Consider the following 23,006-nt stretch of genomic DNA (forward strand, 5'->3'; position numbering starts at 1 on the left):
TATTTGGCAAAAGGTCGTCTGAAAGCCGGAAACTTGTTTCAGACGATCTTTTTTATCACACTCAAAGCCCGCATGCGTACCGCACACACCTTACCTGCACAGGTTTAATGCAGGCTACGGCTTGCTGAAAATAAAGTTATTAAGGAATTTGGCAAATAATAGGAAAAACAGGAAATGTAGTTTCCCCTAATATAAATAATCTAATGTATGAAATAAAAGCATATTTGGAAAGCAAGCCGTGGCCATATGAAACCTAAACTCAATACGTAGGATGTGCGGAACGCACGTATGCAGTTCTCAAGGTTTGAGCTAAGAGGCCGTCTGAAAACAGAAAAACCGTTTCAGACGGCCTTTACTTACCTGTATAACAACACACATCCTGAGACCTTTGCAAAATTCCTTTTCCCCCAACAGCTGAACCCCAACACAGGTTTTTGGCTGTCAGTAAATAGGTGAAGAGAGGTATTTTGCAGGGTCTCAGCTATTATCAAATTTTATTATCTCTTCCTTATAGCTCATTTGACGATACTGTTTTAAAACGTATAGCTTATCTGAAAACCGCTTGCCCATTTCTTTGATTGGAAAAATTCGGGTTTTTTCAATGCGCGGCCGGTAAATATATCGTAATGTAGGTTTCCGCCAAGCTTCATTTGTCCGCGTATCCCCATTGCTGTACCAGCTAAAGTTTGCCCCAACAACCATTGAGCGGATTGTCCTGAAACATGTCCCACATCAGCCCCAAAATAAAGTTGATGGCCTGGTTTAAATTGCCAACTCAAATCGTTGCGCCAATACCAGCCTCGCTCAGCCGACAAACTCATTTCACCATCAAAGCCACGCACGGTGTAGCGGCCGCCGATGGCCAGTTTGTCTTGCGATGTTAACGGGGTTTTGTTCCATTGTGCGTGAACAGATGTATCGTAGGCAAATAGCTGGTTACCGATTTGAAAAGGAATGTTTACATCAGCCGAAGCCGTCCAAATTTTCATACGTGACGAGCCTTCGTTAAAGGCTTCTTCGGGTGCGCGCAGAGCATCTTTCATGCCGGTACCGCGTTTATATTTCAACTTAAAATCTGCCGTACTGCGGCCGATATATTCTTTGTGGGAAAGTTCTGCCAACCAACCTGCAGTTTTACGCCTTTGTACAGTCAGTTCGGCATCATCAATATAGCTTTTTGTTTCCCTTGTCCACAGTTTTACACCGAGATAAGTTTTGCGTTTGGCATCACGATACAAAAGACGGTTGAAGCCGAAATCAGTATTATAACTTTTTCCATTATAATCATACACTTCTGATAATCCAGCAACTGCCTGATGGTAACGGTAGCCGTTATGATTGAATGCCCATGTCCATTTGCTGAAAGGAACTGAATAATGTACTGCGTAATTGTTCGATCCGCTTTCTTTGCGATGGCCGTCAAAATTTTCCTCATTGGGCGTATCGCCAATTGAACGTCCATAATTTACATAAAACATATCACTCAGTCCAAAAGGATTGTCAGCAGAGAAAGTGATATTTCCTTGATATTTCCCCGTTGCTTTACTGCCTGAATTATCCACGCCTACACTTACACGGTAGGGCAACAAACGTTGCTGCCATTGCACCACAACATCACTTTGATTTGGTTCGTCCTCTACGGGAATGATTTGGATATCGACTTCTGCTGTTGGGAGCCGTTTAAGATTTTCCAGTCCTTGTTCTAAATCACGCAGATTCAACAGATTGTCTGAGCGGGTGGGAAATTTGTTTTGGAATGCTGCAATGCGTTCAGCGTGGGTTTGGGCATCATTAGATCTATCGATTCGTATGAAGCGCAGATAGCCCGGCATCAGTGTTAATTGAAGCTTGCCACTATTCAAATTTTGTGGCGCAGCCAAAATACGTGTCGTGGTATACCCCCTGCCGATCAACGCATTTTGCGCCAAAGACATGATTTGATTGATATCGCCCGCATGCAAACACTTGCCGGGAACAAAATGTGTTTGGCGCAAAGCCTGGTTGAGCGCAAATCGAAATTTAGCGGCTCCTTTACCTACCAATTCCACTTCAGAAATAGGAAAGCATGGGCTTGCTTCATCCGAATTTGCACTACCTGCCTGTGTTGCCATCTTCTCCCTACCTGTATCAGCATCATCTAAACGCACATCTTGTTCAGGCAACATCTGTTCACGCAGCTGCTTCTCCCGTTGACGCTGGAGAATGTCCTGTTGTTGTGAAATGGCTTCGGGAGTGGGAGCGGCTGATGTTGGGACAGGAAAGGCAGCTATCAATGATAGGAATAATAGTGATAATGGAGGAAATATGGCTTGGGAGGAAAAGAAGGGGTTCATAGAATTAATTAAGTTAAATAATGTAAGTGGACAATTATAGTAATGACCAAAAAATAGACCTTATATTAGCTCTAGCAGATGAAAACTCGGTTGTATGTTTATTCATCTTACATTAGGCGGTTGCATATGGCAATTTCAAATGAAGTGTTACGACACATTTCATTTATCCGGTAAATTTCCTGCCATGCCTTATGCAATAAAATGTTTCGCACAATTGGGATGGCTTTCAATAGTCGGTATCGGTAAAAATAAATTTTTCGTCGGTTACACCAAATCCTCAAAAGCTCGTCTTCGTCATTAATTACGATATGCTTCAGTATCAGCCCTTTTTGAACCCACAGGAAGCAGGTAACGTGGATCAAGGTTATCAAAGTGCCTTCCTGATCCGTTAAAGTCATAAAGAATGTTTGGCTTCATCCCCGCAATATCATGGGTATCTCGTGGTTCAGAGATTTCCCCTTTCCATTCGAAGCACAATGTCGTCGATCGATTTCCAAGCTCGTGTACTGGGACTTCGCCAAACGCGCCCAAAAAATTCATCCCACCATCGTACTCCGTAATTTTAAATGGGGTATCAAACCTGCGGTTTGCTATTAACATATCAAACAACCTATCAATGTGTTCACGCCGTAGTAAAAGCATTAGTTTTCCTTATGTGTTATTTTTCATCCCAGCCCACGTTAAACACCGATCAAAATCGACAAAGGCAGATATTTTGTCTAAATAGCTCCAGTTTTAAGAGCTGTCAGCTACTAGATTGAATAGTACTAATTTTTCATAAATAAAAAAGCCCGCCGTAGGGGGCAAGAGAAAAATAGGCATGGCAATTTTGCAGGCTGCCGAAGGTGCCGGAAAAGTTGCCTAAGTCTGTTTTTCTCTTGGGGGCGTGGGGACGTTTCTGCCGAACCTTGAGAGGCGGTAACGGGGCTGCGGCGGGCGTTTCTTTCCGTTAATTTCCCTTCAGCATATAAAGGTCGTCTGAAATCGCCGTTTCAGACAACCTTTATATCTTAGTCATTGTAAATAACCTGCTCTACCGTCCACCATGTATGCGGATAAATAGCCTTGAAATCTTCAATTTCCCATTGAATTTCTTCATCATCAATACCTGTGTCATAGATATATTTTTTGTCAGAACCTATAAAATGTGTTGCTCTTATACAACCTTTTCTAATGCTCACTTCAATTTCAGAAACATTTTCCAACATTAATAGATTAATTAGGGCTTCGGTATCCAGCCTCGTTTCAGTTGGAATTTTACTTTTTAGGCATTCAGAAAACATTTTGTCATAATCCACTTTTTTCACATCTTGAATCATCACGCTTCTTCCTTTCCTTAAAACAAGACCAACTGTTCTTCCAAAGTCAACAAAGGGGCGGTTATCTTCGTTTCGTCTTGGCTGTGCTGTTTTGCGTCGAAAGCGGCTTTTTTGTCGGCTTCAATTTCGGCTTTCATATAGTCTTCAAAACCGCCACGCAACCAATGCACCGTCCGCCATGCCGTATGAAATTCGTTTTTTATACTGTCTCCATGTATGATTTTTGCGGGGATACCGTAAAAATGACATTGCACAAAACACATCCACACACATAAAACATCAATATCTACCGCAACCGCTGCCATATGTAAGCTTGGAATTTTTCCGCTATCGGCGATATGTTCGGCGAAAGCAAGCAGATTCGCACCACTGCCACAACATGGCTCAAGTAAAGAAACAAATCTTTTATTCTCCAGCTTCTCCACCGTGTCAATTCCCGCCAGTTTTGCCATCACTCTTGATATAGACATTGGCGTAAAAAACTGTCCGTTACGCTCGTTCGACGCTCCCAAGTCCATATAAAGCTCACCCAAAAAATCTTCGTAGCTTCCGACGTTCACCGCTCTAATGCAGCCCGAAGCCAAAACGCCCAACAGCTCAGGAAAGATTTTAAAAGCCTCTTCTTTATATTCTCGGCGGATAGTATGGTATCGTTCCTCGCGTATTTCCCAATCATCATCCCGCATATAACTATTAAAAATCGCAAGGGCTGCCAGCTCTACGAAATCACGAAAAACATCAGAGGGTTTGTATGCAGCACCAAACGAATAAATACGTTTTTTCAGCTCTTTAACAGTGTTTTCCATCTTCTTGCTCCCTATGGTTTCAGACGGCCTTTACCGCCTGAAACCGTGTACCATTACCACCAACTGTCATAAAACACTGCTTGTCCCGTAGCTATTGCTAGACGGGCATTTGCAATAAAGTTTTTAGTTTCTGTAATGTCTTCGGGATATATCTCATCGTCTCCAAAGAAAAAGCCCGGCGTGTATTCCAATTTTTCTTCATTTAAATCAGATTCCAGACGGTCTAAATCTTCAAGTTCTAGCCGAACAGTGCAGCAATTAAAGACTTCAGCTTTTCCGCCTTTTTGACGATATAAGTTTTCCATCCAACCATGAAGATGGTTAAATTTTCGCCAGTAGGCAAAATGATTCAGTGCTGCTTCTTCGCGTTCATCTTCACTCACATTCACATCGGTTTGACGGTCGCCGACAAACTCGGCTTCCATGGTATAGCCATACATATCTAATCCCATCTGATAGTCCTTTCATAAATGTTCATTCATAAATAAACAACCATCGGGGGCATCTGCCGCCGTGTTGTGATGTCGTTAAAAATTTCAAAGCGCAAAAAGTCCAGACTGGCTTTGTGCGGCTTTCATCTTTGTCCGGTGCGCCTTCTGTGGCGTGGTGGAAAAGGTGGAAGACGTGCAGAGACACTTGTCTTGGTTTGGACTTTTTGCGCTTTGAAATTTAGACATCAACCAACAACACGGCGGCAGATGCCCCCGATGGTTGTTTAAACCTTCAGCCGCTTTGCGGCGTTTCCGCCTTGTTGGGCGGAATTGAAAAACGCATTTAGTGCGTTTTTTGGCACTCGTTGCCTATCCTGCGTTGTAGTTAAAATTTATTGGTACTTAGCCAATATCCTTTTTTGAGAGAAGAAGTACGCGCGGAGAGGAGGTATTTGTTGTTTAATTGTTGTATATGTGTTGTTGTTTAGTTGTATATACGTTGTAAATAGGTTGTACAGTGGTTGTTTTAATGTTGTATATGTTGTTTTATTGTTGTATATGTTGTTTTATTGTTGTAATAATGTTGTATTTATGTTGTAAATATGTTTGTATATTTGTTGTATAGATGTTGTTTAAATGTTGTTTTTAGTTGTTTATTGTTGTAATAGGTTGTATTAATGTTGTATAAGTGTTGTATGGGTTGTAAAATAGGTTGTATTAATGTTGTTTTGATGTTGTAAGAGGTGTGTATGAGTGATTTAGAAGATTTCATCAAATCGTATGAAAAAAAATTGAGTCCAGGGAAACGATCCGTACTGGAGCCTTATAAAGATGAAATTTTAAAAATGAAGCAGCTTGGGTTTACTGAAAAACTGATATTGCAGTTTTTGGCTGAAAAGAAAAATGTAAGAGTAAGCCAACAGGCATTAAATCGATTCATCCGTTCCCGGCTTCAAAAAATGAATTTAGGAGCTGAAAAGAAGGTAGAAAAATCTCAAAATGATAATAAATTAACTAATTCAAAAAGCCCCGTTTCTGAACCTGAAAAGCCAAAAGAAACTTTGGCTCAATCCAATTTCGGAAAGAACAAATTTGATTGGCAAAATCCGATTAATCCAAAGGACTACAAATGAAAAAGCCGTCTGAATTTTCAGACGGCCTTTACTCAAAAAAATAATTTCAAATATGCTAAATCTTCGGGTGTATCAGCGGTAAAACTGCGCTTCCTCACAGGTTAATCTACACAAATTCCTCCTGTTCTGCCCTGTACATGTTTCTAACGATTTATCCACAAAACCTGTACATATCTCTCCCTCAAAAAGAGTCTATATCCTCTCAAACGTCAATATCCATCTACATCCATCATAAATTGCACAAAAAACAGTCAGGCGCGAGCCTGTAATATTTTTTGATAGTGGTCTGTGGATGTGGTCTTTGTATAAAGGCCGTCCTATACGGACAAAGTTCTCTGTCTTCTAAAGCCAAAGTTCTTTGTTCAATATGTACAAACATAATATTTTCAGATACTTATATTCAACATTAAAACTTATTCTTTAAATTTGATTCGGATAAAAATAGGTAAACGAAGCAGAAAAACAGCCCATCACATCTCAAATTGTTGAGGGAAACAGACAAAACAGCCTTTTAGGTGGCATATCTACCGGCAAAAAACGCAAAAAAAGCTGCCGGAGCAGCGTTTGGGCGTGGCGGTGCCAACAGCCTGATGATTACTGTTTTTTCTTGTAGTAATTTATGAGATTTTGACGATTAGGATTGTCAGGATTCCGCTGTCCGCCTGTATCGGGCGGCGGGTCGGCGGATTGTTTGATTTGCGCTTCGTATTCCGCCATAGCTTTGCGCGTGGCCGCTTCGGACGTCGGTGGCGCAGGGATGTTTGGGGAACGGTCGGATGGATAGAAGCCTGCCCAGCCGTTCAGAATCGATTTCTGCATCACGGCATTGAGGTCGTAGTTTTTGTTTTTGAGGTCTTTAAGCTGTTTGAGCAGGATTTTTTTCTGCTTAATTGTGACTGACTTGCCTTTTTCGGAACGCATTTTGAGGAAGTCATTCCAAAGATCGAGATTGATCCACTTTTCAAGACGGAAATTGTCGATGTCGAGATGGTAACGGCTGTTGAATTGCGGCACTGGTTTACCTTTGACAAGATAGCATAACTCTAACAGACGCTCTTTATTGAGCTGCCAGTGCATCCTGCCGTGTACACCTGCACGTCGGCATTGGATAACGCCTTTGCTGGATAGGAATTTTCTTGCCTTTTCATAGCCACGCCGTGTCAGTCCGAACTCATCGAACAGCTGGGAAGCGGTTTTATAAAACCAACCCTGACGTTTTGGTTCTTTATCGGCCACGTCGCTCCACCAAAACAGCCCTGACAATAATGTCGCTGCCTGAATATTGGAGCCGCACAAAAGCCCGAACTCGCGGTAAAACACGAAGTCCGTTGTTATGTGGTGGCGGATTTCGGCTGTGAGCATCGTTATTTGGTTTCAAACCGTTCTGGATAAAAAAGATGAACCTCCGTGAGTCCATCTTCTCTGAATAACTCAACCAGCTTTGCTGCCAAATCTCTATTCGGGATTTGTTTCGCTCTTTCAATTCTGGAAATATTCCCACTATCGCTGCCAACCAATTCGGCAACTTGTTCCAACGTCAGTTTTCGCCCTAGGCGAGCTAATTTTAAAGGTGAAGTCATAATCTGATTCCTACTAAAAACTTTTTTATTATGCGTTAAACGCAGAAAAATAACAAGGCTATTCTGCTTTCACAGCTTTGATGTATTTCACGCAGAATTAGAGAATGCAAGAATGGATATTGGACAAAACATTCGCGCTAGGCGAAAAGAATTAAAAATGACTCTTGAGCAATTAGCTCTTGAAATTGGTTCGGATACTGGTAACCTCTCAAGAATAGAAAGAGGTCAACAATCCTTGACTACTGAAAAGATAAGTGTAATTGCTAAAGCCTTAAACTGCTCCCCTGTTGACTTGATGTCATCTCATATAGCAAAGGATATTTCTCTTCCATCTGGCTATCATAGGATTCCTTTGTTAAATAAGCAGCAAATATTAGATTGGGATAAAATCCAAAGTCATGTTGAATTTTTAAAAATCGACGAATGGTTGATAACTGAAGAAACAATTTCGGCACAATCTTTTTCATTCGAGATAAATGACTTAAGCATGAGTCCGGATTTTCAGGTAGGCGATAAGATTATCTTAGACCCAACTTTGCAAGCCGAAGCTGGAGACTTTGTTTTGGCAACAAGTAATGGTCAGGATATTTTTTTCAGGAAATATCGTGCCCGTGGCATTATTGATGGAAAAAAAGTTTTTGAGTTATATCCATTAAATGAAGATTTTGAAATTTTCCATTCTTCCCACTCTGAGTTGAAAACGTTGGGGGTCATGGTTGAGCATCGAAAATATAGAAGAAAATAATTACACCTATCTCCAACCTGAATAATGATTTGCAAGGAGTTTCTGTAAATCCAAAGTTATTTTTGAATGAATCACTCTGTTATTCAGGAATAGTGGTCAATGTTCACGGATAATCTTCAACTGCCCAATAAAAAGGCCGTCTGAATTTTCAGACGGCCTTTTTATTTTCATCAAAATGCAAATTTGCACTTGACGCAGAAAATAATCTGCTTATAATGCAAATATATTCTGCAAATAACGCAGAAAGATCTTTAAATATTTGGAACGAAGCAACCGGCCTTCGGAGATGTTTTGGCCTGAAAAGACTGAAACATCATGCGTAAAAAAGGTGATCGAGCCTTTGGGTAAATCGGACAAACGGTTGCGGGCAGCATCTGACCTGCCAAAAAAAAATGCCGCGCATCCGGGTTGCCCAGTGGGGTCCGGTAACAGGCGGCAAGTTGGACGTATTTCTTAATCGGGACGTACTCCCGATGCAGCAGCGATAATCTGCGGACAAGCTGCAAAACACATTTTGATTTTTATATTCCCCGCCGTGAGCGGGTATTTATCGGAAAAGTCCGGTAGGGCAAATGCCCAAATGTTCAGACGGCGCTACCCGTCTTTAAACATGTATCCAAATCCAAGCCCGCTTGTGCAAGAAGCGGGTTTCCGTTTGGGTTCATCTGAAATAATCAGATAGTTTATTATAGTTCAATGGTGTCATTATGACAAATGACGAAAAAACGCATTATAAGATAAATTTGTCTTAAAACATATTCCAAATTAGTTTTTTCTACCGCCTGGCTACATTATAGGGTGGCGGGCAACTCAGTGGCTCGGAGTAAAAAGACTGAGCGGTTCCGAAACCGTCCGTGTGTGATGTTCTGTACAAGCACTTTGCCTGTGAATCAGTAAGCAGTAGCGGGAGGGTAAAAATCGGCAGTATGGTATTTATCACACCCTACTGTTTTGAGCGATGTCCTGATAAGGCTGACTACCGGCAATAGGTCGGGGAGCAGGTGAAAGCCCTGCAATAATCTTCTGGAGATGAATGATAAGTGGACTGCTGCAATAAAATCAGACTGTCTATAATTTTAACATGGGCGTTGTTGCATTCATTCTATATATTCCGAGGCTGGAAAGAGTACGATAGGCAATCAGCTTTGACAACGATAGCCATCGGATTTCAGGTGTGGATTATATCGGAAATGATTATTTGGTTATCCTTGGATGTCGGCTCATGCCACGGTTGCTCCTCATGGTTTAGGTGATGGATATTCCTGCATCTCTATTTTGAGTGGATAGCTAAGTATGAATCGGTAACACGTTGTATCATCTTTTCGTATGGCAATACTACCTTGACTTGTTTTGCAGTCGGAATAGCTGTACGCATCCAACATGAGTGGCCAGCGATCATACTCGGTAGCTTTATCATATGCTTTGATAATAAGCCCCCACATAATTAAGAGTGTTATTGCATAGATACCTTTTTTAAAAGATTTAAATAACGGGGCATTTCTACCCTCTATCATGAGTTTGAGTATATGCCACAAGATTGGAAGTGTTAAAAACGTAATAGCAGTGATGATAGTCCATACAGAAATTGAATAGTTAAGATATTCGGGATAGATCCCATATTTGTGATTGAAATGATGGATCGAAATTATTTTGGCGATAAATAATGCAAGTGCTGAAGAAACAAATAGTTTCCACGTCCATTTAAATTTTATTGAGATTTCACTATGGTTTTCCCATAGCTGCCAAGCGGAAAATATCACGCATAAAAAAATAAATAGAGGCATACTTTTTATCAAAAGCGAGCCATAAACAACACTGATAGTAATATTTTCAAATAACTCTTTTTGATTGTTTTTCATGGGCATTTCTTGTTTCGTGTAAAGAGAAGATGTGGTAATCCAATCTTAACACGGGTAGAGAAATGCCCGCCTATTCTCAAGGTCGTCTGAAAATGGTTTCAGACGACCTTCACTTCATCTAAAAGCGAAAGGAAGTAACATGAAAAAGATCCGCAAGCCCGTTAAGCAAATCATTATTGGTACTTATCATAGTATGAGAGCCGCATCTAAACAGGTTGATCTGTTGATGAAAGGTAATGGTGATTTATGTGTGAATATCGTTCAGGATGGATGTAAGTTCCAAGTTCGCACAGTTGTTTGGCAATGAAAAAGCCGCTTTCATTCAAAAGCGGCTTTAAGTTTAGATGGATGATCTCGTAGGGGTACGCAGATTATCCTTTTTTTCGTCTTTTATTTCAATATGGAAAAGGTGTGTGTATGAAAAAATCTTTGGGTTTGTTAATTGCGGCGTTACTGGGAGCAGCGCCGGCGACTTATGCTGACGATGTGCTTACAGGCGATACGCGCTTGGCGTGTGAGGCAATTTTATGTCTGTCATCAGGTGATCGTCCAAGCGAATGTGCGTCTTCTATTAGACGATATTTTTCGATTCGCCACAAAAAATTGGGCAATACGATCAAGGCGCGTCGTAACTTTTTAAAAATGTGTCCGAGTAGTTCGGAAAGTGCCGAAATGTCGGGTTTGGTTGATGCAATTGCAAATGGAGCTGGCCGGTGTGATGCTCAAGAGTTGAACCGCATGATGCGTTATTCAAGGTTTGAGAAGGTATGCGAACAAAAAAACAAATATCGTTTTGGCCGACAATATACGTCTGATGAAAATTGCCAGATGGTTAAAAAGTTTTACGTCAGACCTGATAAACCGGAATACTGCAAGGCTTATTACGACCACGGATGGACGACTGCGGGCGATAAAGTACGATATGTCGGCGAAGAGAAGAATGGTGATCGCTGGGTAGATATTCGTTAAATCTTCACTCCTGCTCTACATAGGCATAAATGTTTAGCAGCTTCGGCAGCCCTGCTATATAGGGCTGCTTTTTTTACAAACACAAACTTGTTCAGGGACGAGCAGGTTTCTTTTTGTAAAAAATCATTTGAACAAACGAAAGGTTATGCCATGAAAGAAGTCCATTTTATTGCACAAGGTAAAGGCGGCGTTGGTAAATCAACGATTGCAAGTTTTTTAGGTGACTACCTCAAAGCAAAAGCCAGTGGAGAGCAACTGCATTGCTTTGATACTGATCCCATAAATCCTTCTTTTAGCCGTTTCTCGGCGTTAAATCCTGAAGTAATCGATATTTTAAATGACAGTAATAATATTGATTCCCGCTATTTTGATGGATTGATTGAGAAGCTGGTAAACGAGGAAGGTATTGCTGTCATTGACAACGGGGCTGCTACTTTTGTGCCATTGATGTCTTATATGGCAGAAAACGAAGTACCATCCTTCTTGGCCGAAAACGGTATCCGCATGATTATTCATGTACCACTTGTAGGTGGACAGGCTCTTGATGACTGTATTACAGGTTTGGTGCAAACGTTAAATGCTTTACAGGCTGAAGTGGTTATTTGGCTTAACGACTTTCAAGGTGTGGTAACTAAAGATAAACCGTTTGAAGAATTTGGTGTTTATAAGCAATACAAGGATCGTATTATCGGCGTGGTACATATTTCACATCGCAACCCTGATACGTTTGGTGCAGATATAAAGGAAATGACAACCAAAAACCTGACTTTAACTGAAGCACAAACTTCAGGTGAATTTGGCTTGATGCCTCGCCAACGTCTGCGTACGGTACAGCGTGAGTTGTATGAACAACTGGATCAAATAGAGTTTTTGGCTACTCAACGCCAACCGGAAAAATCAGAGGCATGATATGGGAAAAGCAGAAGTAGATGCCATTATTGCCGACGTGTTCCGGGTTTCAGGTATCAAACTTACAGCAGACGACCCGGTTATTGCTATTCTGTTGGTACAGGAAAGCCGGTTGAAAGCCTTGTTTGAAGAACAACGTAACCGTACTTGTGAGGATTTTGACGGAATTACTTCAGAAATCGAAGAACCGTTGAAAACGGCAGTTCAAATTGCTGAAGATTTGAAGACTTATCGTGAACAGATTATGGCAGATCTTCTAGCAGGGTATGGTAAAGAGCTAGCTGAAAGTGAAGGCAAGTTGTACGCCTCAATCCAAGCCAAAATTGACAAACAAATGAAGGGATACCTTGACGAAGTAACAACGAAGATAAACCGGTCATGGTTAGTTGCGGCACTGATTTTCTTCTGTTCCATACTTGTTCTGAAATTTGTTTAGGGAACTTTATGCTGATAGAGAAGAGTGTAGAAGTTGTTACCGTAAAAGTAAGCGCCCTGTTTAATCCAAAGGATGAACAGTTTCCTCACTTCCGTCTCGTTCCACTCGAAGCAGACAGGCAGGGTTATCTCTGCCTGCTGTTTTATATCGACCGAAACAACTTTTTAGTGTTGGAATCCCGTATCAAGCGATATGCGGCAGTTAGACGGCTGTCGCTACTACAGGAAAACGCGCCCTACACGGTTTATGAAATATCGAGGTAATCCATGAAGACATATGACGTGAAAGAAGCGGCTCAATACTGCAAATGCCATCCCGAAACTATACGGGAACATATCCGCTCCGGCCGTTTGGCAGCCTCCATGCCCGGACGGAAATACTGTATCACGCAGCCCGCACTTGACGCATTTATAAACGAACTGGAAAATGCGCGGATGCTGGCTTCACTCGAAAGTAGGAGTGAACAAAAATGCCGATCTATAAACGCGAAAATGGCGTCTATTACATTGACATCACAACGCAAAGCGGTCAAAGAATTAGACAATCTTCTCGCACCAAAGACAAAAATGAAGCCCAAAGGCTGCATGACAAACTGAAACATGAATTGTGGCAGCAGGAAAATTTCAACGAAAAACCGAAACGACTGTGGGATGAAGCGGCAGTTCGGTGGATTGAAGAGATGGGGGACAAGAAAAGCATCAGGGATGATATAAGCCGTTTGCGCTGTCTAGTTCATTTCAGAGGTATCTTCTTGCACCATATGAGCCGTGATTTCATCATGCAGACTATTAACCGCATGACTTGTTCGGATAGTACCAAAAATCGCTATCTTGCCTTAATCCGATCGATTTTGAATAAGGCGGAAAAAGAATGGGGCTGGCTGGACAATGTGCCTAAGTTGAAACTGTATCGTGAAGCCAAACGCCGTATCCGTTGGCTGAAGCATGAAGAAGCCCAAAAGCTGATTGATGCCCTGCCGGAGTATTTAGCTGATATGGCAGTGTTCAGCTTGGCGACAGGCTTGCGGCAACGCAATGTACTGGGGCTGAAGTGGTCGCAGATCAATCTAAGCCGCAAGACGGCATGGATTGAGGCCGACGAAGCCAAAGCAGGACGCGCTATCGGCGTTGCCCTGAATCAGACGGCACTCGGTATATTGGAAAAACGGATGGGCAAACATCCATCTTTTGTTTTTACTCTACCAAACGGTAAACCCGTGAAAAGCATCAGCTCGCGTATTTGGAAAAACGCATTGTCTCAGGCAGGCATTGTTGATTTCAGATGGCACGATCTGAGGCATACATGGGCAAGTTGGTTGGTACAAGCCGGAGTTCCGCTCGCCGCTTTGCAGGAAATGGGTGGTTGGGAAAATGTCGGGATGGTTCAGAAGTATGCCCATCTAGCCCCCGAACATTTGCACGGACACGCGGCTATATTAGACAGTGTCGGTCTTGGTTTCGACACAAAACAGGCACACCCCAATATAGGCGGTGGCTAAGAAAAAAGCCTAAACAATTGTTTAGGCTTAGGAAAAGTGGTGGGTCGTGAGCGATTCGAACGCTCGACCAACGGATTAAAAGTCCGCTGCTCTACCGACTGAGCTAACGACCCGATAAGCTGTGCATTATAGAGATGGGGCACACAGCTGTCAACACCTTTTTTAAACTTTTTTATTCGACGACGATTTTCGGGAAGCGGCTGCTGAAGTCTTTGCCTTTATCGGCAATGGCCAGTGCGATTTGGAAGGCGGCTTCGGTATAGATGTCGGCGATGGTTTGGTTGTTTTCAAACAAGGCAGAAGACGTGCCGCTGTCCATGGCTACGCGCACAGGCAGGCTCAAGGGAAGTTGGCCGAGCAACGGTACATTCAAACGCTCTGCCAAGTTTTTGCCGCCTTCTGCGCCGAAGATTGCTTCAGCATGGCCGCAGTTGGTGCAAATATGGACAGACATGTTTTCCAAAACGCCCAAAATCGGAATATTGACTTTGTTGAACATATCCACGGCTTTGCGTGCATCAATCAGGGCGATGTCTTGCGGCGTGGTAACGACAACGGAGCCGGTTACGGGGATTTTTTGCGACAGGGTCAATTGGATATCGCCGGTACCGGGCGGCAGGTCGATGAAGAGATAATCGACATTGTCCCATTCGCTTTGGAACATAAGTTGTTGCAAGGCTTGGCTGACCATTGGGCCGCGCCAAACGACGGCTTGGTCGGTATCGACCAGGAAACCGATGGACATCACTTGAATGCCGCTTTCGGCTTCAACGGGAATGAGTTTTTTGTTTTGTTGGTCGGGTTTGCGGTCTTGTACGCCGAGCATGGTGGGCTGGCTTGGGCCGTACAGGTCGGCATCGAGTACGCCGACGCGCGCGCCCATTCTGGCCATTGCGGTGGCAAGGTTGGCAGTGGTCGTTGATTTGCCGACGCCGCCTTTGCCCGATGCTACGGCGATGATGTTTTTCACGCCTTTGATGGTTGCTACGCCGGGTTGGACTTTATGCGTACCGATTTCGGTATCGATACTCAAGTGAATGTGGGTATCGCCGGTATGCGAAATAACGGCTTCTTGAACGGCGTTGGCAATGTCTGCGGCAATATGGGCAACCGGGAACGCGAATTTCAGGCCGATATGCAGGCCGTCTGAACGTTCTTCCAGAAGCGAAACGGCTTTTTCGCTGCCCAAAGTGCGTATTGTGGTGGGAATCAACACGGCATCGAGTGCGGTTCGGATGGCTGGAATATTCATAATCTGCCTCTTGAATGTGGGAAATTGTTTGATGTGCGCGATTTGCCTGCCTGACAAATCTGCTGAATTATACCCTTGAACGCCATGTAAGGGATACGCCCGAAAAACTTCAGGCTGCCTGAAACATCGGGCAGCCTGAAAAGAGGGGCAACTGAAACGCGGCCTTATTCGCTCAAGAGCGCAATGTCGGCAACTGCGTTCATTTGTTCTGCCAAGCGGTTCAACAGGTTCAAACGGTTTTGTTTCACGGCGGCATCTTCGGCCATCACCATCACGCCGTCGAAGAAGGCATCGACTTGCGGTTTGACGGAAGCCAGTTCGGACAAGGCAGTTTGGAAATTGCCTTCGGCAACGGCGGCGGAGATTTTCGGCTGCAAACCTTGCGCGGCGGCATACAGGGCTTTTTCTTCGTCTTGTTGCAACAGGTTTTCGTTAACCGCGCCCAACTCGGCATCGGCTTTTTTCAGCAGGTTTTGCACGCGTTTGTTGGCTGCGGCCAATGCGGCTGCTTCGGGAAGCTGTTTGAACGCGGTAACGGCTTGCAGTTTGGCCACTACGTCGTCCAAACGGCGCGGCTGTTTCGCCAATACGGCGGCAACGATGTCTTGCGGATAATCGTTTTGCAACAACACGGCCAAACGCGCCTGCATGAAATCGGCGGTTTCAGACGGCGTTTTCTCATTGAGCAAACCTTGCGGGAAGCTGTTGAAGGCCGTCTGAATCAGTTCGTTTACGTCCAAACCGTACTGCATCAGCATACGCAAAATACCCAAGGCGGCGCGGCGCAGGGCGTAAGGGTCTTTGTCGCCCGTCGGAATCAGACCGATGCCCCAAATGCCGACCAAGGTTTCCAGTTTGTCGGCCAAAGCAACGGCGGTGGCCACTTTGCCGTTCGGCAGATTGTCGCCGGCAAAACGCGGTTGGTAGTGTTGCTCGATGGCTTCGGCGATTTCTTCGGTTTCGCCGTCCAAGCGGGCGTAGTATTTGCCCATTGTGCCTTGCAATTCGGGGAACTCGCCGACCATTTCGGTAACCAAGTCGGCTTTGGCCAAACGTGCGGCGCGTTCGGCTGCGGCGACATCCGCACCCAAAGCTTTGGCGATGTGGGCGGCGATGCTTTGCAGGCGTTCGATGCGTTCGGCCTGCGAACCGATTTTGTTGTGATACACCACGTTCGCCAGCTTGGGCAGGCGGCTTTCCAAAGTCGCTTTTTGGTCTTGTTTGTAGAAGAACTCGGCATCAGACAGGCGCGCGCGCAAGACGCGTTCGTTGCCTTGGATGATGTGCGACGGGTCTTCGGTTTGCAGGTTGGAGACCAGCAGGAAGCGGTTCATCAGCTTGCCGTTTTGGTCGAGCAGCGGGAAGTATTTTTGGTTTTGCTGCATGGTCAGAATCAGGCATTCCTGCGGCACGGCGAGGAAGTGTTCTTCAAAACCGGCTTCCAATACCACAGGCCATTCGACCAATGCGGTCACTTCGTCCAACAATGCTTCATCGGCGGCAACGGTCGCGTTCAGACGGCCTGCCTGCTCGTTCAAGGCCGTCTGAATGGCGGCTTTGCGTTCGGCAAACGATGCTTCTACTTTGCCTTGCTCGCGCATTTGGGCGGCGTAGCTGTCGGCGTTTTCAATGGTAATTTCGCCGCTGGAAAGGAAGCGGTGTCCCAGGGTTTGATTGCCGCTTTGCAGGCCCAAAACGCTGACATTCACGATGTCGTCGCCGTGCAGCACAATTAGCCCGTGAACAGGACGAACGAAGGTAAACGTGCTGCTGCCCCAACGCATGACTTTCGGAATCGGCAGTTTTTTCACTGCGGCATTGATGATGTCTTCCAAAAGCTCGCCCAGCGGTTTGCCGGTTTGGACGTATTCGTAGGCATACACGTCTTGCTTGCCGTCGTTGATGATGGTCAAGTCTTCAATTTTCGCACCCGCACCGCGCGCAAAACCTTCCAAAGCCTTAGTCGGCGCACCGTCTTTCATGGCATTCGCCACGGCCGGGCCTTTTTTCACGATTTTTTGATCGGCTTGAACGGCTTTCACGTTTTTGACTTGAACGGCCAAACGGCGCGGAGAAGCGTAGGCAGTGTATTCGGCTGCGCCGTCAATCAGTTGCGCTTTTTCCAAGCCTTCGGCAACGGAAGCGGCAAAATGGTTGCCCAGATTATTGAGGGCTTTTGGCGGGAGTTCTTCAGTGAGAAGTTCGATTAAAAGGGTTTGGGTTGTCATGTGCTTATCGTTAAATAGGAAATTGGTTTGGCGTCTGAATACGGCATCATGCGGTTTTCAGACGCAAGGTTAATTGAATTGACGGCGATTTTATCATTTTCAGACGGCCTGTGGCTGTCTTTCACAAACAATTTGCCCGATTTTCAAGCAACTTCGTCCGCAACGGCTTCAATTCGTAGCGCGGATATACGGCAAACCGCTGGTTTCGTCATATTCGGGAATGTCGCTTCCGGCAAACAGCGCACCGGCCAAACGCACGGCCGCGCCGGTCACGGCCGGAGAAATCATAAAGCCGTGGCGGAACAGGCCGTTGACTTCAATCAGGCGGCGTTCGCGGTTGAAGCGGATTTCGGGGTTGTGGTGGTTTAAAGTCGGGCGCAGGCCGGTGGCCAATTCCAAAAGGTTCGCCTCGCCAAATGCCGGATGCACGGCGTACAGCGCGGACAAAAGTTCCAAACCGGAACGCACGCTGGCCGGCGCTTGGCTTTCGCTTTCGATTTGGGTCGCACCAATCACAAAAATATGGTTTTCCTTCGGCGCGATATACAAAGGATAGCGCGGATGCAGCAGGCGCACGGGGCGGGACAACTCGACTTCGGGTGCGTAAACGCGCGCCACTTCGCCGCGTATGCCGCGCAATTGGCTTTCAGACGGCCTGTTCCATGCTGCTTTTGCACCATAACCGCGGCAGTCGATGACCCAATCGTATTGCTCCGCCAAATCTTCGACTTCGCGTTCGCACGACCAATGACACGCCACATTCATTGATTCCAAAGCATCGGCAAGCGCATTCAATACCTGCCGTCCGTCCAACTGCCCTTCTGTCGGCAGATACAGGCCGTCTGAAAACCGCCCTGCCAGTTGCGGCTCGTTGGCCGCAATTTCATCCGTGTTCCAACGTATAGTTTCATGTTCTGCCACGCCGCCGCGCTTCAAATGACGGGCAAACTCGGCGGAAAGCGGCTTGTCCTGCGTGTGCCAGACAATCAGGCTGCCGTTTTCCTGCATCATCACCGGCGTATTCAGACGGCCTAAAATACCGCGCCACAGCGCGAAACTCTGCCTGCCCAAACGGATGACTTCAGGCGTTGCCTCCACCGCCTCGGAAGAAGGCGCCAGCATGGCGGCGGCAACATAGGCTGCGGCTTGTGCGCCGTTACGTTCGCCTTTCTCAAACAACTCTACCGCCACGCCCTGCTCTGCCAATTGAAACGCGATAAGGCGACCGGAAAGGCCGCCGCCGAGTACAGCAATCTTAGACATCAGTTTCTCCTTGTTTTTAATATGAAAATGAACTGCATATTTTAGAACTTGTTTTGCTTTATCACAATATCGACACAAAATGAGAACAGTTTTTGCAGATTATGCTCGGGCTGAATCAGTAATACGTGAACAAAAATCTTCCCTCAACAGCCAATCAGCTTTTATAAAAATATCTTCTTTACATAAAACCTACTATTTAGAGTGAGTTTGTTGTGGCAGTAAATTGTGTTGCCGTGCAGGCTTTTGACGCTGAATACGCCCGCCTGTTTATCCGAACTTCACTTCTGCCCCGAATACTTCCTGCCATAGTTTTCGCACGTTGCCGTAGTGAGTCAGCAATTCGTCCGTCACTTCGGTTTTTTTGGCATCTCGCAGTTTGGTGTTGTGCTGCTGCTGGCGGTAGAAGCGGTAGGCGGTGCGGCTTTGTTCGGCGAAGGTTTTGTCGATGAGGCCGCAGTCGGCAGCGATGTTCAAGAGAGCAATGTTGCCGTAGTTGTCCAAGAGTTGCGGATACTGGCGGGCATGGGCAAGGATGAGGTATTGGACGATAAATTCGACGTCGACCACGCCGCCGCGTGCGTATTTGACGTTGCTGTCAACCGGCGGATGGGTGGGGAACATTTTTTCGCGCATTTCGATGATTTCGCCTGCTAAAACGATTTGGTCGCGTTCGGCGGTCAGCATTTCGGTGCGAATGCGGTCGAAGGCCGTCTGAACATCAGGCGTACCGCAGATAAAACGGGCGCGGGTAAGGGATTGATGTTCCCACGTCCATGCGTTTTCGCGCTGGTATTTTTCAAAGGCGGCGATGCTGTGGGCGAGGAAACCGGCGTCGCCATTAGGGCGCAGGCGCAGGTCGGTTTCGTAGAGGCTGCCTGCGCCGGTGGCTGCAGAAAGCCAGTTGGTCAGGCGGCGGGCGAGGCGGCTGTACACGTCGCCTGCGTCGGGATGGGGATCGTCGTAGAGGTAGACGAGGTCGAGGTCGGAGGAATAGCTGAGCTCTTTACCGCCGAGTTTGCCGTAGCCGATGATGGCAAATTGCGGCGTGTCGCGGTGTTTTTTGGGCATATCCGCCCACGCACACGACACGGCGGCGGCGAGTATGGTGTCGGCAAGGGCGGAGAGTTGGTCGGAGAGGGATTCTACTGTCCACAGTCCGGCGAGGTCTTGGACGGCGAGGCGGAAGACTTGGGCGTGCTGGAAGCGGCGCAGGGTGTCCATTTGCGCTTCGGTGTCGCCGCCGCAGGCTTTGAGGTCGTCTGAAAGAGCGGCGGCGAGGGCTTGCCAGTCGAACGCGGTATCCAAAAGCTGGGCGCTGATGAGTTCGTCCAGCAGAATCGGATATTTGCTCAGATACGCCGCCACCCATGAGCTTTGGCTCATGATCTGCGCCAGTTGCGCCAGGGTTTGCGGATGCTCGTTGAGAAAGGCGAGATAGGCGGAGCGGCGGCTGATGTTTTCGAGGAAGTCAAACAGCCGCATTAATGTGTCGGTCGGGTTGGGTTGCTCGGCCGCCGCCTGTACCAACAACGGCACAATGGCGTCAAAACGCGGCTGGGCGTGTGCAGAAAGGTGGCGGTATTTATGGCCGTTGCGGATTTGGTCGAGTCGCGTGGCAATGGTTTCGGCATCAAACCCATATTCTTTCAGACGGCCTAGCCGTTCTTCTTCGTCAGGTTTTTCCTGCCATGCCCATTGCCATTCGCTGTTGCTTTGCGTTTGCTCTTCGGGTTCGCTCAAGATTTCGTTAAACAACTGATTGACCTTGTTCCGATGAACATTGAGGCCGTCTGAAAAAGCGGCATAGCTGTCGAAACCCATGCTTTCGGCGAGCAGTTGTTGCTGTTCGGGCGAGGTCGGCAGGGTTTGGGTTTGCTGGTCGTCCCAGTATTGCAGGCGGTGTTCGACGTCGCGCAGGAATCGGTAGGCGGACAGCAGGGTTTCGACGTTTGCAGACGGCATGATGCCCAGCTCGGCAAGTTTCTTCAGCGTTTCCTGCGTGCCTTTCAGTTGCAGCGCGCGCATTTGTCCGCCGCGTATCATCTGAAAAATCTGGGCGATAAATTCGACTTCGCGGATGCCGCCAGCGCCGAGTTTGATGTTGTCCGCCATGCCTTTTTTGCTGACTTCGCTGCGGATTTGGCGGTGCAGGTTACGCATTGCTTCATATGCGCTGTAATCCAGATATTTGCGGAACACAAAGGGGCGCACCAGCGCTTTGATGTCGTTCGGATACGGCGTAACCACACGGCCTTTGCACCACGCGTAGCGTTCCCATTCGCGCCCCTGCGTAATCAAATATTGCTCCAGCGCGGTTTCGCTCAATACTAACGCGCCCGAATCGCCGTCCGGCCGCAGCCGCATATCGACGCGGAACACTTGCCCGTCGGCGGTGATGTCGTTCAGCAGCGCAATCAGTTTCTGCCCGACTTTGGTGAAAAATTCCTGATTGCCCCGCTCGCGCCTGCCGTCGGTGTCGCCCGATTCGGGATAGACGAAAATCAAATCGATGTCGGAAGACACGTTCAGCTCATAGCCGCCCGCCTTGCCCATCGCCACCACGCTCAAATGCTGCGGCGATTTGGTATAACGCCCGATCGGCGTGCCGTACATATCCTGATAATAGGCGTAGGAAAAGTCCAACGCGGTATTGACGGCAAAATCCGCAAACAACGTAATCGTACGGGTAACTTCGTTCAAATCGCTGATGCGGTTGATATCGCGCACGATAATCTGCGACACCACATAACGGCGCAACTCGCGCAACTGCCGTGCCAATTCCTCCTCATTTTCTTCCGCGCGGATTTTGCCCCAATCGGCAAAGGCTTGGAAATCAGATTCGGTCAACACCTTGTCCAGCATGGGCAGGAAGATTTCGGGCTTGAGTTTGCCTGAATCAAGGTTGCGGGCGAGAAACAGGGAATAACGGCGGGCAGTGTCGAGGCGGTTCATAATCTTTGCCTGAATAAACAGAAAAGACCATCATAGCAAGGTTTCAGGCCGTCTGAAACCCACGCTTTCCCCTATCCGTGCAATCGGCTAAAATACCAACTTTGCAACCCATCATAAGGAAACCGCCATGACCCGTATGGTTCACTGCGTCAAACTCGGCAAAGAAGCCGAAGGCATGAAATTTCCGCCGCTGCCCAACGAGCTGGGCAAACGCATCTTCGAAAACGTTTCCCAAGAAGCATGGATGGCATGGACCCGCCACCAAACCATGCTCATCAATGAAAACCGCTTAAGCCTTGCCGATCCGCGCGCGCGCGAATACCTCGCCCAGCAGATGGAACAATATTTCTTCGGCGACGGCGCAGATGCCGTACAAGGCTACGTTCCGCAAGAGCCTAAATAAGCATTAAACGCCGAGGCCGTCTGAAACCCGATTTTCAGACGGCCTTTAAAATTCCCGATTGCCCCGCATATTAGACAAATAGAACAGATAAATCATACAAACCCATGATTTTCTGTTAAAATCCAAATTTCATTCATTTTCAATCCACACTGGAGCAAACGCCATGCAAAACGACGTTTACGACTATACCTCGCAAGGCTCGGTTGCCAAAAATACCGTCCTGCAAAAAACCTACCGCCTGCTCGGCCTGTCTTTCATTCCTGCCATTGCCGGCGCATTCTTTTCCGCCAAAACAGGCTTTAACATTTTCGCCATGTTCGGCTCATACTATGTTGCCCTGGCCGCCTTCTTCGGCTTCTTCTACGGCATGACCTTCCTGATCGAGAAAAACCGTTACAGCAACGTCGGCATCGCCCTGTTGATGATCTTCACTTTCGGCATGGGCCTTGCCATCAGCCCTATGCTGCAATACGCCCTGGCGATTAACAACGGTGCACAAATCGTCGGTACGGCCGCCGCCATGACCGCCGGTGTATTCTTCACCATGTCCGCCATGGCACGCCGCACCACAATGAACATGAACAAACTCGGCAGCTTCCTCGGAGCCGGCGCCATCGTGCTCATGATTGCCGTTGTGGCCAACATCTTCCTCAACATCCCTGCCCTGAGCCTGACCATCGCGGCCGGCTTCGTTGTCTTCAGTTCCCTGATGATTATGTGGCAGGTGCGTACCGTCATCGACGGCGGCGAAGACAGCCACATCAGCGCAGCGCTGACCATCTTCATCTCCCTCTACAATATTTTCAGCAGCCTCTTGAGAATCCTCATCTCTCTCAGCGGTGACGACTGATCAAGCCGCAAAGGCCGTCTGAAATTTCAGACGGCCTTTT

General features: G+C 46.7%; 23 protein-coding genes and 1 tRNA gene. 11 read left to right on the forward strand and 13 right to left on the reverse strand.

Annotated features, from left to right (window positions below):
- Positions 1 to 533 precede the first annotated feature (533 nt).
- The 5 genes from HMPREF2675_RS07295 to HMPREF2675_RS07315 all read right to left on the reverse strand — a co-directional run bounded on the left by HMPREF2675_RS07295 (position 534) and on the right by HMPREF2675_RS07315 (position 4,910).
- Positions 534 to 2,333, reverse strand: a complete 1,800-nt coding sequence (locus HMPREF2675_RS07295) for a ShlB/FhaC/HecB family hemolysin secretion/activation protein (protein ID WP_070814580.1) — start codon at positions 2,331 to 2,333, stop codon at positions 534 to 536.
- Positions 2,334 to 2,630: 297 nt separating this feature from the next.
- Entirely contained in the window at positions 2,631 to 2,975 is a 345-nt protein-coding gene (locus tag HMPREF2675_RS11600; RefSeq protein WP_225905458.1) for a hypothetical protein, read from the reverse strand.
- 368 nt (positions 2,976 to 3,343) lie between these two features.
- Entirely contained in the window at positions 3,344 to 3,655 is a 312-nt protein-coding gene (locus HMPREF2675_RS07305; protein WP_225905459.1) for a hypothetical protein, read from the reverse strand.
- Positions 3,656 to 3,669: 14 nt separating this feature from the next.
- Positions 3,670 to 4,458, reverse strand: coding sequence for an N-6 DNA methylase (locus HMPREF2675_RS07310; protein WP_070814581.1), 789 nt, complete (start codon positions 4,456 to 4,458; stop codon positions 3,670 to 3,672).
- Between the two features lie 53 nt (positions 4,459 to 4,511).
- Positions 4,512 to 4,910, reverse strand: a complete 399-nt coding sequence (locus HMPREF2675_RS07315) for a phosphoglycerate kinase (RefSeq protein WP_070814582.1) — start codon at positions 4,908 to 4,910, stop codon at positions 4,512 to 4,514.
- A gap of 728 nt (positions 4,911 to 5,638) precedes the next feature.
- Here HMPREF2675_RS07315 and HMPREF2675_RS07320 point away from each other — a divergent pair.
- Positions 5,639 to 6,022 (forward strand): hypothetical protein, encoded by a 384-nt coding sequence (locus tag HMPREF2675_RS07320; RefSeq protein ID WP_070814583.1) that lies wholly within the window; start codon positions 5,639 to 5,641, stop codon positions 6,020 to 6,022.
- A 594-nt stretch (positions 6,023 to 6,616) separates the two neighbouring features.
- Here the strand turns inward: HMPREF2675_RS07320 and HMPREF2675_RS07325 are convergent.
- Positions 6,617 to 7,384, reverse strand: a complete 768-nt coding sequence (locus HMPREF2675_RS07325; protein ID WP_049351608.1) for a hypothetical protein — start codon at positions 7,382 to 7,384, stop codon at positions 6,617 to 6,619.
- A 2-nt stretch (positions 7,385 to 7,386) separates the two neighbouring features.
- Entirely contained in the window at positions 7,387 to 7,602 is a 216-nt protein-coding gene (locus HMPREF2675_RS07330; RefSeq protein WP_049351607.1) for a helix-turn-helix transcriptional regulator, read from the reverse strand.
- 112 nt (positions 7,603 to 7,714) lie between these two features.
- Between HMPREF2675_RS07330 and HMPREF2675_RS07335 the strand changes: the two genes are divergently transcribed.
- Positions 7,715 to 8,347, forward strand: a complete 633-nt coding sequence (locus HMPREF2675_RS07335; RefSeq protein ID WP_049351606.1) for a LexA family transcriptional regulator — start codon at positions 7,715 to 7,717, stop codon at positions 8,345 to 8,347.
- Positions 8,348 to 9,585: 1,238 nt separating this feature from the next.
- Here the strand turns inward: HMPREF2675_RS07335 and HMPREF2675_RS07340 are convergent.
- Positions 9,586 to 10,206, reverse strand: a complete 621-nt coding sequence (locus HMPREF2675_RS07340; protein ID WP_070814584.1) for a hypothetical protein — start codon at positions 10,204 to 10,206, stop codon at positions 9,586 to 9,588.
- 139 nt (positions 10,207 to 10,345) lie between these two features.
- Here HMPREF2675_RS07340 and HMPREF2675_RS11410 point away from each other — a divergent pair, with 139 nt between their 5' ends.
- From HMPREF2675_RS11410 to HMPREF2675_RS07365, 7 genes are all read left to right on the forward strand, one after another.
- Complete coding sequence (locus HMPREF2675_RS11410) at positions 10,346 to 10,513, forward strand: hypothetical protein (protein WP_164836862.1); 168 nt, start codon at positions 10,346 to 10,348, stop codon at positions 10,511 to 10,513.
- A 110-nt stretch (positions 10,514 to 10,623) separates the two neighbouring features.
- Positions 10,624 to 11,175, forward strand: a complete 552-nt coding sequence (locus tag HMPREF2675_RS07345; protein WP_070814585.1) for a TrbM/KikA/MpfK family conjugal transfer protein — start codon at positions 10,624 to 10,626, stop codon at positions 11,173 to 11,175.
- Positions 11,176 to 11,325: 150 nt separating this feature from the next.
- Positions 11,326 to 12,084 carry a P-loop NTPase family protein gene (locus tag HMPREF2675_RS07350; protein WP_070814586.1) on the forward strand — a complete coding sequence of 253 codons (759 nt, stop codon included), beginning with the start codon at positions 11,326 to 11,328 and terminating at the stop codon, positions 12,082 to 12,084.
- Between the two features lies 1 nt (position 12,085).
- Positions 12,086 to 12,520 carry a hypothetical protein gene (locus tag HMPREF2675_RS07355; protein ID WP_070814587.1) on the forward strand — a complete coding sequence of 145 codons (435 nt, stop codon included), beginning with the start codon at positions 12,086 to 12,088 and terminating at the stop codon, positions 12,518 to 12,520.
- A gap of 8 nt (positions 12,521 to 12,528) precedes the next feature.
- A complete protein-coding gene (locus HMPREF2675_RS07360; protein ID WP_070814588.1) occupies positions 12,529 to 12,783 on the forward strand; it encodes a lipopolysaccharide heptosyltransferase in 255 nt (84 codons plus the stop codon).
- Positions 12,784 to 12,786: 3 nt separating this feature from the next.
- Positions 12,787 to 13,116, forward strand: a complete 330-nt coding sequence (locus HMPREF2675_RS11060) for a helix-turn-helix domain-containing protein (RefSeq protein ID WP_083301548.1) — start codon at positions 12,787 to 12,789, stop codon at positions 13,114 to 13,116.
- Positions 13,032 to 14,018, forward strand: coding sequence for a tyrosine-type recombinase/integrase (locus HMPREF2675_RS07365; protein ID WP_224783328.1), 987 nt, complete (start codon positions 13,032 to 13,034; stop codon positions 14,016 to 14,018). The genes HMPREF2675_RS11060 and HMPREF2675_RS07365 overlap by 85 nt, the downstream gene beginning before the upstream one ends.
- A gap of 37 nt (positions 14,019 to 14,055) precedes the next feature.
- Here HMPREF2675_RS07365 and HMPREF2675_RS07370 read toward each other — a convergent pair.
- The 5 genes from HMPREF2675_RS07370 to glnE all read right to left on the reverse strand — a co-directional run bounded on the left by HMPREF2675_RS07370 (position 14,056) and on the right by glnE (position 21,713).
- A tRNA-Lys gene (locus HMPREF2675_RS07370) sits at positions 14,056 to 14,131 on the reverse strand.
- Between the two features lie 59 nt (positions 14,132 to 14,190).
- Positions 14,191 to 15,270: an iron-sulfur cluster carrier protein ApbC gene (apbC, locus tag HMPREF2675_RS07375; RefSeq protein WP_070814590.1), complete on the reverse strand. Its 1,080-nt coding sequence runs from the start codon at positions 15,268 to 15,270 to the stop codon at positions 14,191 to 14,193.
- 164 nt (positions 15,271 to 15,434) lie between these two features.
- Complete coding sequence (gene glyS, locus HMPREF2675_RS07380; protein ID WP_070814591.1) at positions 15,435 to 17,498, reverse strand: glycine--tRNA ligase subunit beta; 2,064 nt, start codon at positions 17,496 to 17,498, stop codon at positions 15,435 to 15,437.
- 168 nt (positions 17,499 to 17,666) lie between these two features.
- Positions 17,667 to 18,761, reverse strand: coding sequence for an FAD-dependent oxidoreductase (locus tag HMPREF2675_RS07385; RefSeq protein ID WP_070814592.1), 1,095 nt, complete (start codon positions 18,759 to 18,761; stop codon positions 17,667 to 17,669).
- 267 nt (positions 18,762 to 19,028) lie between these two features.
- Entirely contained in the window at positions 19,029 to 21,713 is a 2,685-nt protein-coding gene (glnE, locus tag HMPREF2675_RS07390) for a bifunctional [glutamate--ammonia ligase]-adenylyl-L-tyrosine phosphorylase/[glutamate--ammonia-ligase] adenylyltransferase (RefSeq protein ID WP_070814593.1), read from the reverse strand.
- Between the two features lie 127 nt (positions 21,714 to 21,840).
- Between glnE and HMPREF2675_RS07395 the strand changes: the two genes are divergently transcribed.
- Both HMPREF2675_RS07395 and HMPREF2675_RS07400 read left to right on the forward strand, forming a co-directional pair.
- Complete coding sequence (locus HMPREF2675_RS07395) at positions 21,841 to 22,116, forward strand: oxidative damage protection protein (RefSeq protein ID WP_003682648.1); 276 nt, start codon at positions 21,841 to 21,843, stop codon at positions 22,114 to 22,116.
- A gap of 163 nt (positions 22,117 to 22,279) precedes the next feature.
- Complete coding sequence (locus tag HMPREF2675_RS07400; RefSeq protein ID WP_070814594.1) at positions 22,280 to 22,966, forward strand: Bax inhibitor-1 family protein; 687 nt, start codon at positions 22,280 to 22,282, stop codon at positions 22,964 to 22,966.
- Positions 22,967 to 23,006 lie beyond the last annotated feature (40 nt).

It is taken from the genome of Neisseria sp. HMSC061H08 (genome assembly GCF_001836795.1).
GTDB classification, from domain to species: Bacteria; Pseudomonadota; Gammaproteobacteria; order Burkholderiales; family Neisseriaceae; genus Neisseria; species Neisseria subflava_A.

Excerpts from the sequence above, each read along its gene's own strand:
- HMPREF2675_RS07350 (WP_070814586.1), top strand. The coding sequence starts at position 11,326 with ATGAAAGAAGTCCATTTTATTGCACAAGGTAAAGGCGGCGTTGGTAAA.
- HMPREF2675_RS07400 (WP_070814594.1), top strand. The coding sequence starts at position 22,280 with ATGCAAAACGACGTTTACGACTATACCTCGCAAGGCTCGGTTGCCAAA.
- HMPREF2675_RS07345 (WP_070814585.1), top strand. The coding sequence starts at position 10,624 with ATGAAAAAATCTTTGGGTTTGTTAATTGCGGCGTTACTGGGAGCAGCG.
- HMPREF2675_RS11060 (WP_083301548.1), top strand. The coding sequence starts at position 12,787 with ATGAAGACATATGACGTGAAAGAAGCGGCTCAATACTGCAAATGCCAT.
- glnE (WP_070814593.1), bottom strand. The coding sequence starts at position 21,713 with ATGAACCGCCTCGACACTGCCCGCCGTTATTCCCTGTTTCTCGCCCGC.
- HMPREF2675_RS07385 (WP_070814592.1), bottom strand. The coding sequence starts at position 18,761 with ATGTCTAAGATTGCTGTACTCGGCGGCGGCCTTTCCGGTCGCCTTATC.
- HMPREF2675_RS07310 (WP_070814581.1), bottom strand. The coding sequence starts at position 4,458 with ATGGAAAACACTGTTAAAGAGCTGAAAAAACGTATTTATTCGTTTGGT.
- HMPREF2675_RS07335 (WP_049351606.1), top strand. The coding sequence starts at position 7,715 with ATGGATATTGGACAAAACATTCGCGCTAGGCGAAAAGAATTAAAAATG.
- HMPREF2675_RS07340 (WP_070814584.1), bottom strand. The coding sequence starts at position 10,206 with ATGAAAAACAATCAAAAAGAGTTATTTGAAAATATTACTATCAGTGTT.
- HMPREF2675_RS07320 (WP_070814583.1), top strand. The coding sequence starts at position 5,639 with ATGAGTGATTTAGAAGATTTCATCAAATCGTATGAAAAAAAATTGAGT.
- HMPREF2675_RS11410 (WP_164836862.1), top strand. The coding sequence starts at position 10,346 with ATGAAAAAGATCCGCAAGCCCGTTAAGCAAATCATTATTGGTACTTAT.
- HMPREF2675_RS07360 (WP_070814588.1), top strand. The coding sequence starts at position 12,529 with ATGCTGATAGAGAAGAGTGTAGAAGTTGTTACCGTAAAAGTAAGCGCC.
- glyS (WP_070814591.1), bottom strand. The coding sequence starts at position 17,498 with ATGACAACCCAAACCCTTTTAATCGAACTTCTCACTGAAGAACTCCCG.
- HMPREF2675_RS07315 (WP_070814582.1), bottom strand. The coding sequence starts at position 4,910 with ATGGGATTAGATATGTATGGCTATACCATGGAAGCCGAGTTTGTCGGC.
- HMPREF2675_RS07395 (WP_003682648.1), top strand. The coding sequence starts at position 21,841 with ATGACCCGTATGGTTCACTGCGTCAAACTCGGCAAAGAAGCCGAAGGC.
- apbC (WP_070814590.1), bottom strand. The coding sequence starts at position 15,270 with ATGAATATTCCAGCCATCCGAACCGCACTCGATGCCGTGTTGATTCCC.
- HMPREF2675_RS07355 (WP_070814587.1), top strand. The coding sequence starts at position 12,086 with ATGGGAAAAGCAGAAGTAGATGCCATTATTGCCGACGTGTTCCGGGTT.
- HMPREF2675_RS07330 (WP_049351607.1), bottom strand. The coding sequence starts at position 7,602 with ATGACTTCACCTTTAAAATTAGCTCGCCTAGGGCGAAAACTGACGTTG.
- HMPREF2675_RS11600 (WP_225905458.1), bottom strand. The coding sequence starts at position 2,975 with ATGCTTTTACTACGGCGTGAACACATTGATAGGTTGTTTGATATGTTA.
- HMPREF2675_RS07295 (WP_070814580.1), bottom strand. The coding sequence starts at position 2,333 with ATGAACCCCTTCTTTTCCTCCCAAGCCATATTTCCTCCATTATCACTA.
- HMPREF2675_RS07325 (WP_049351608.1), bottom strand. The coding sequence starts at position 7,384 with ATGCTCACAGCCGAAATCCGCCACCACATAACAACGGACTTCGTGTTT.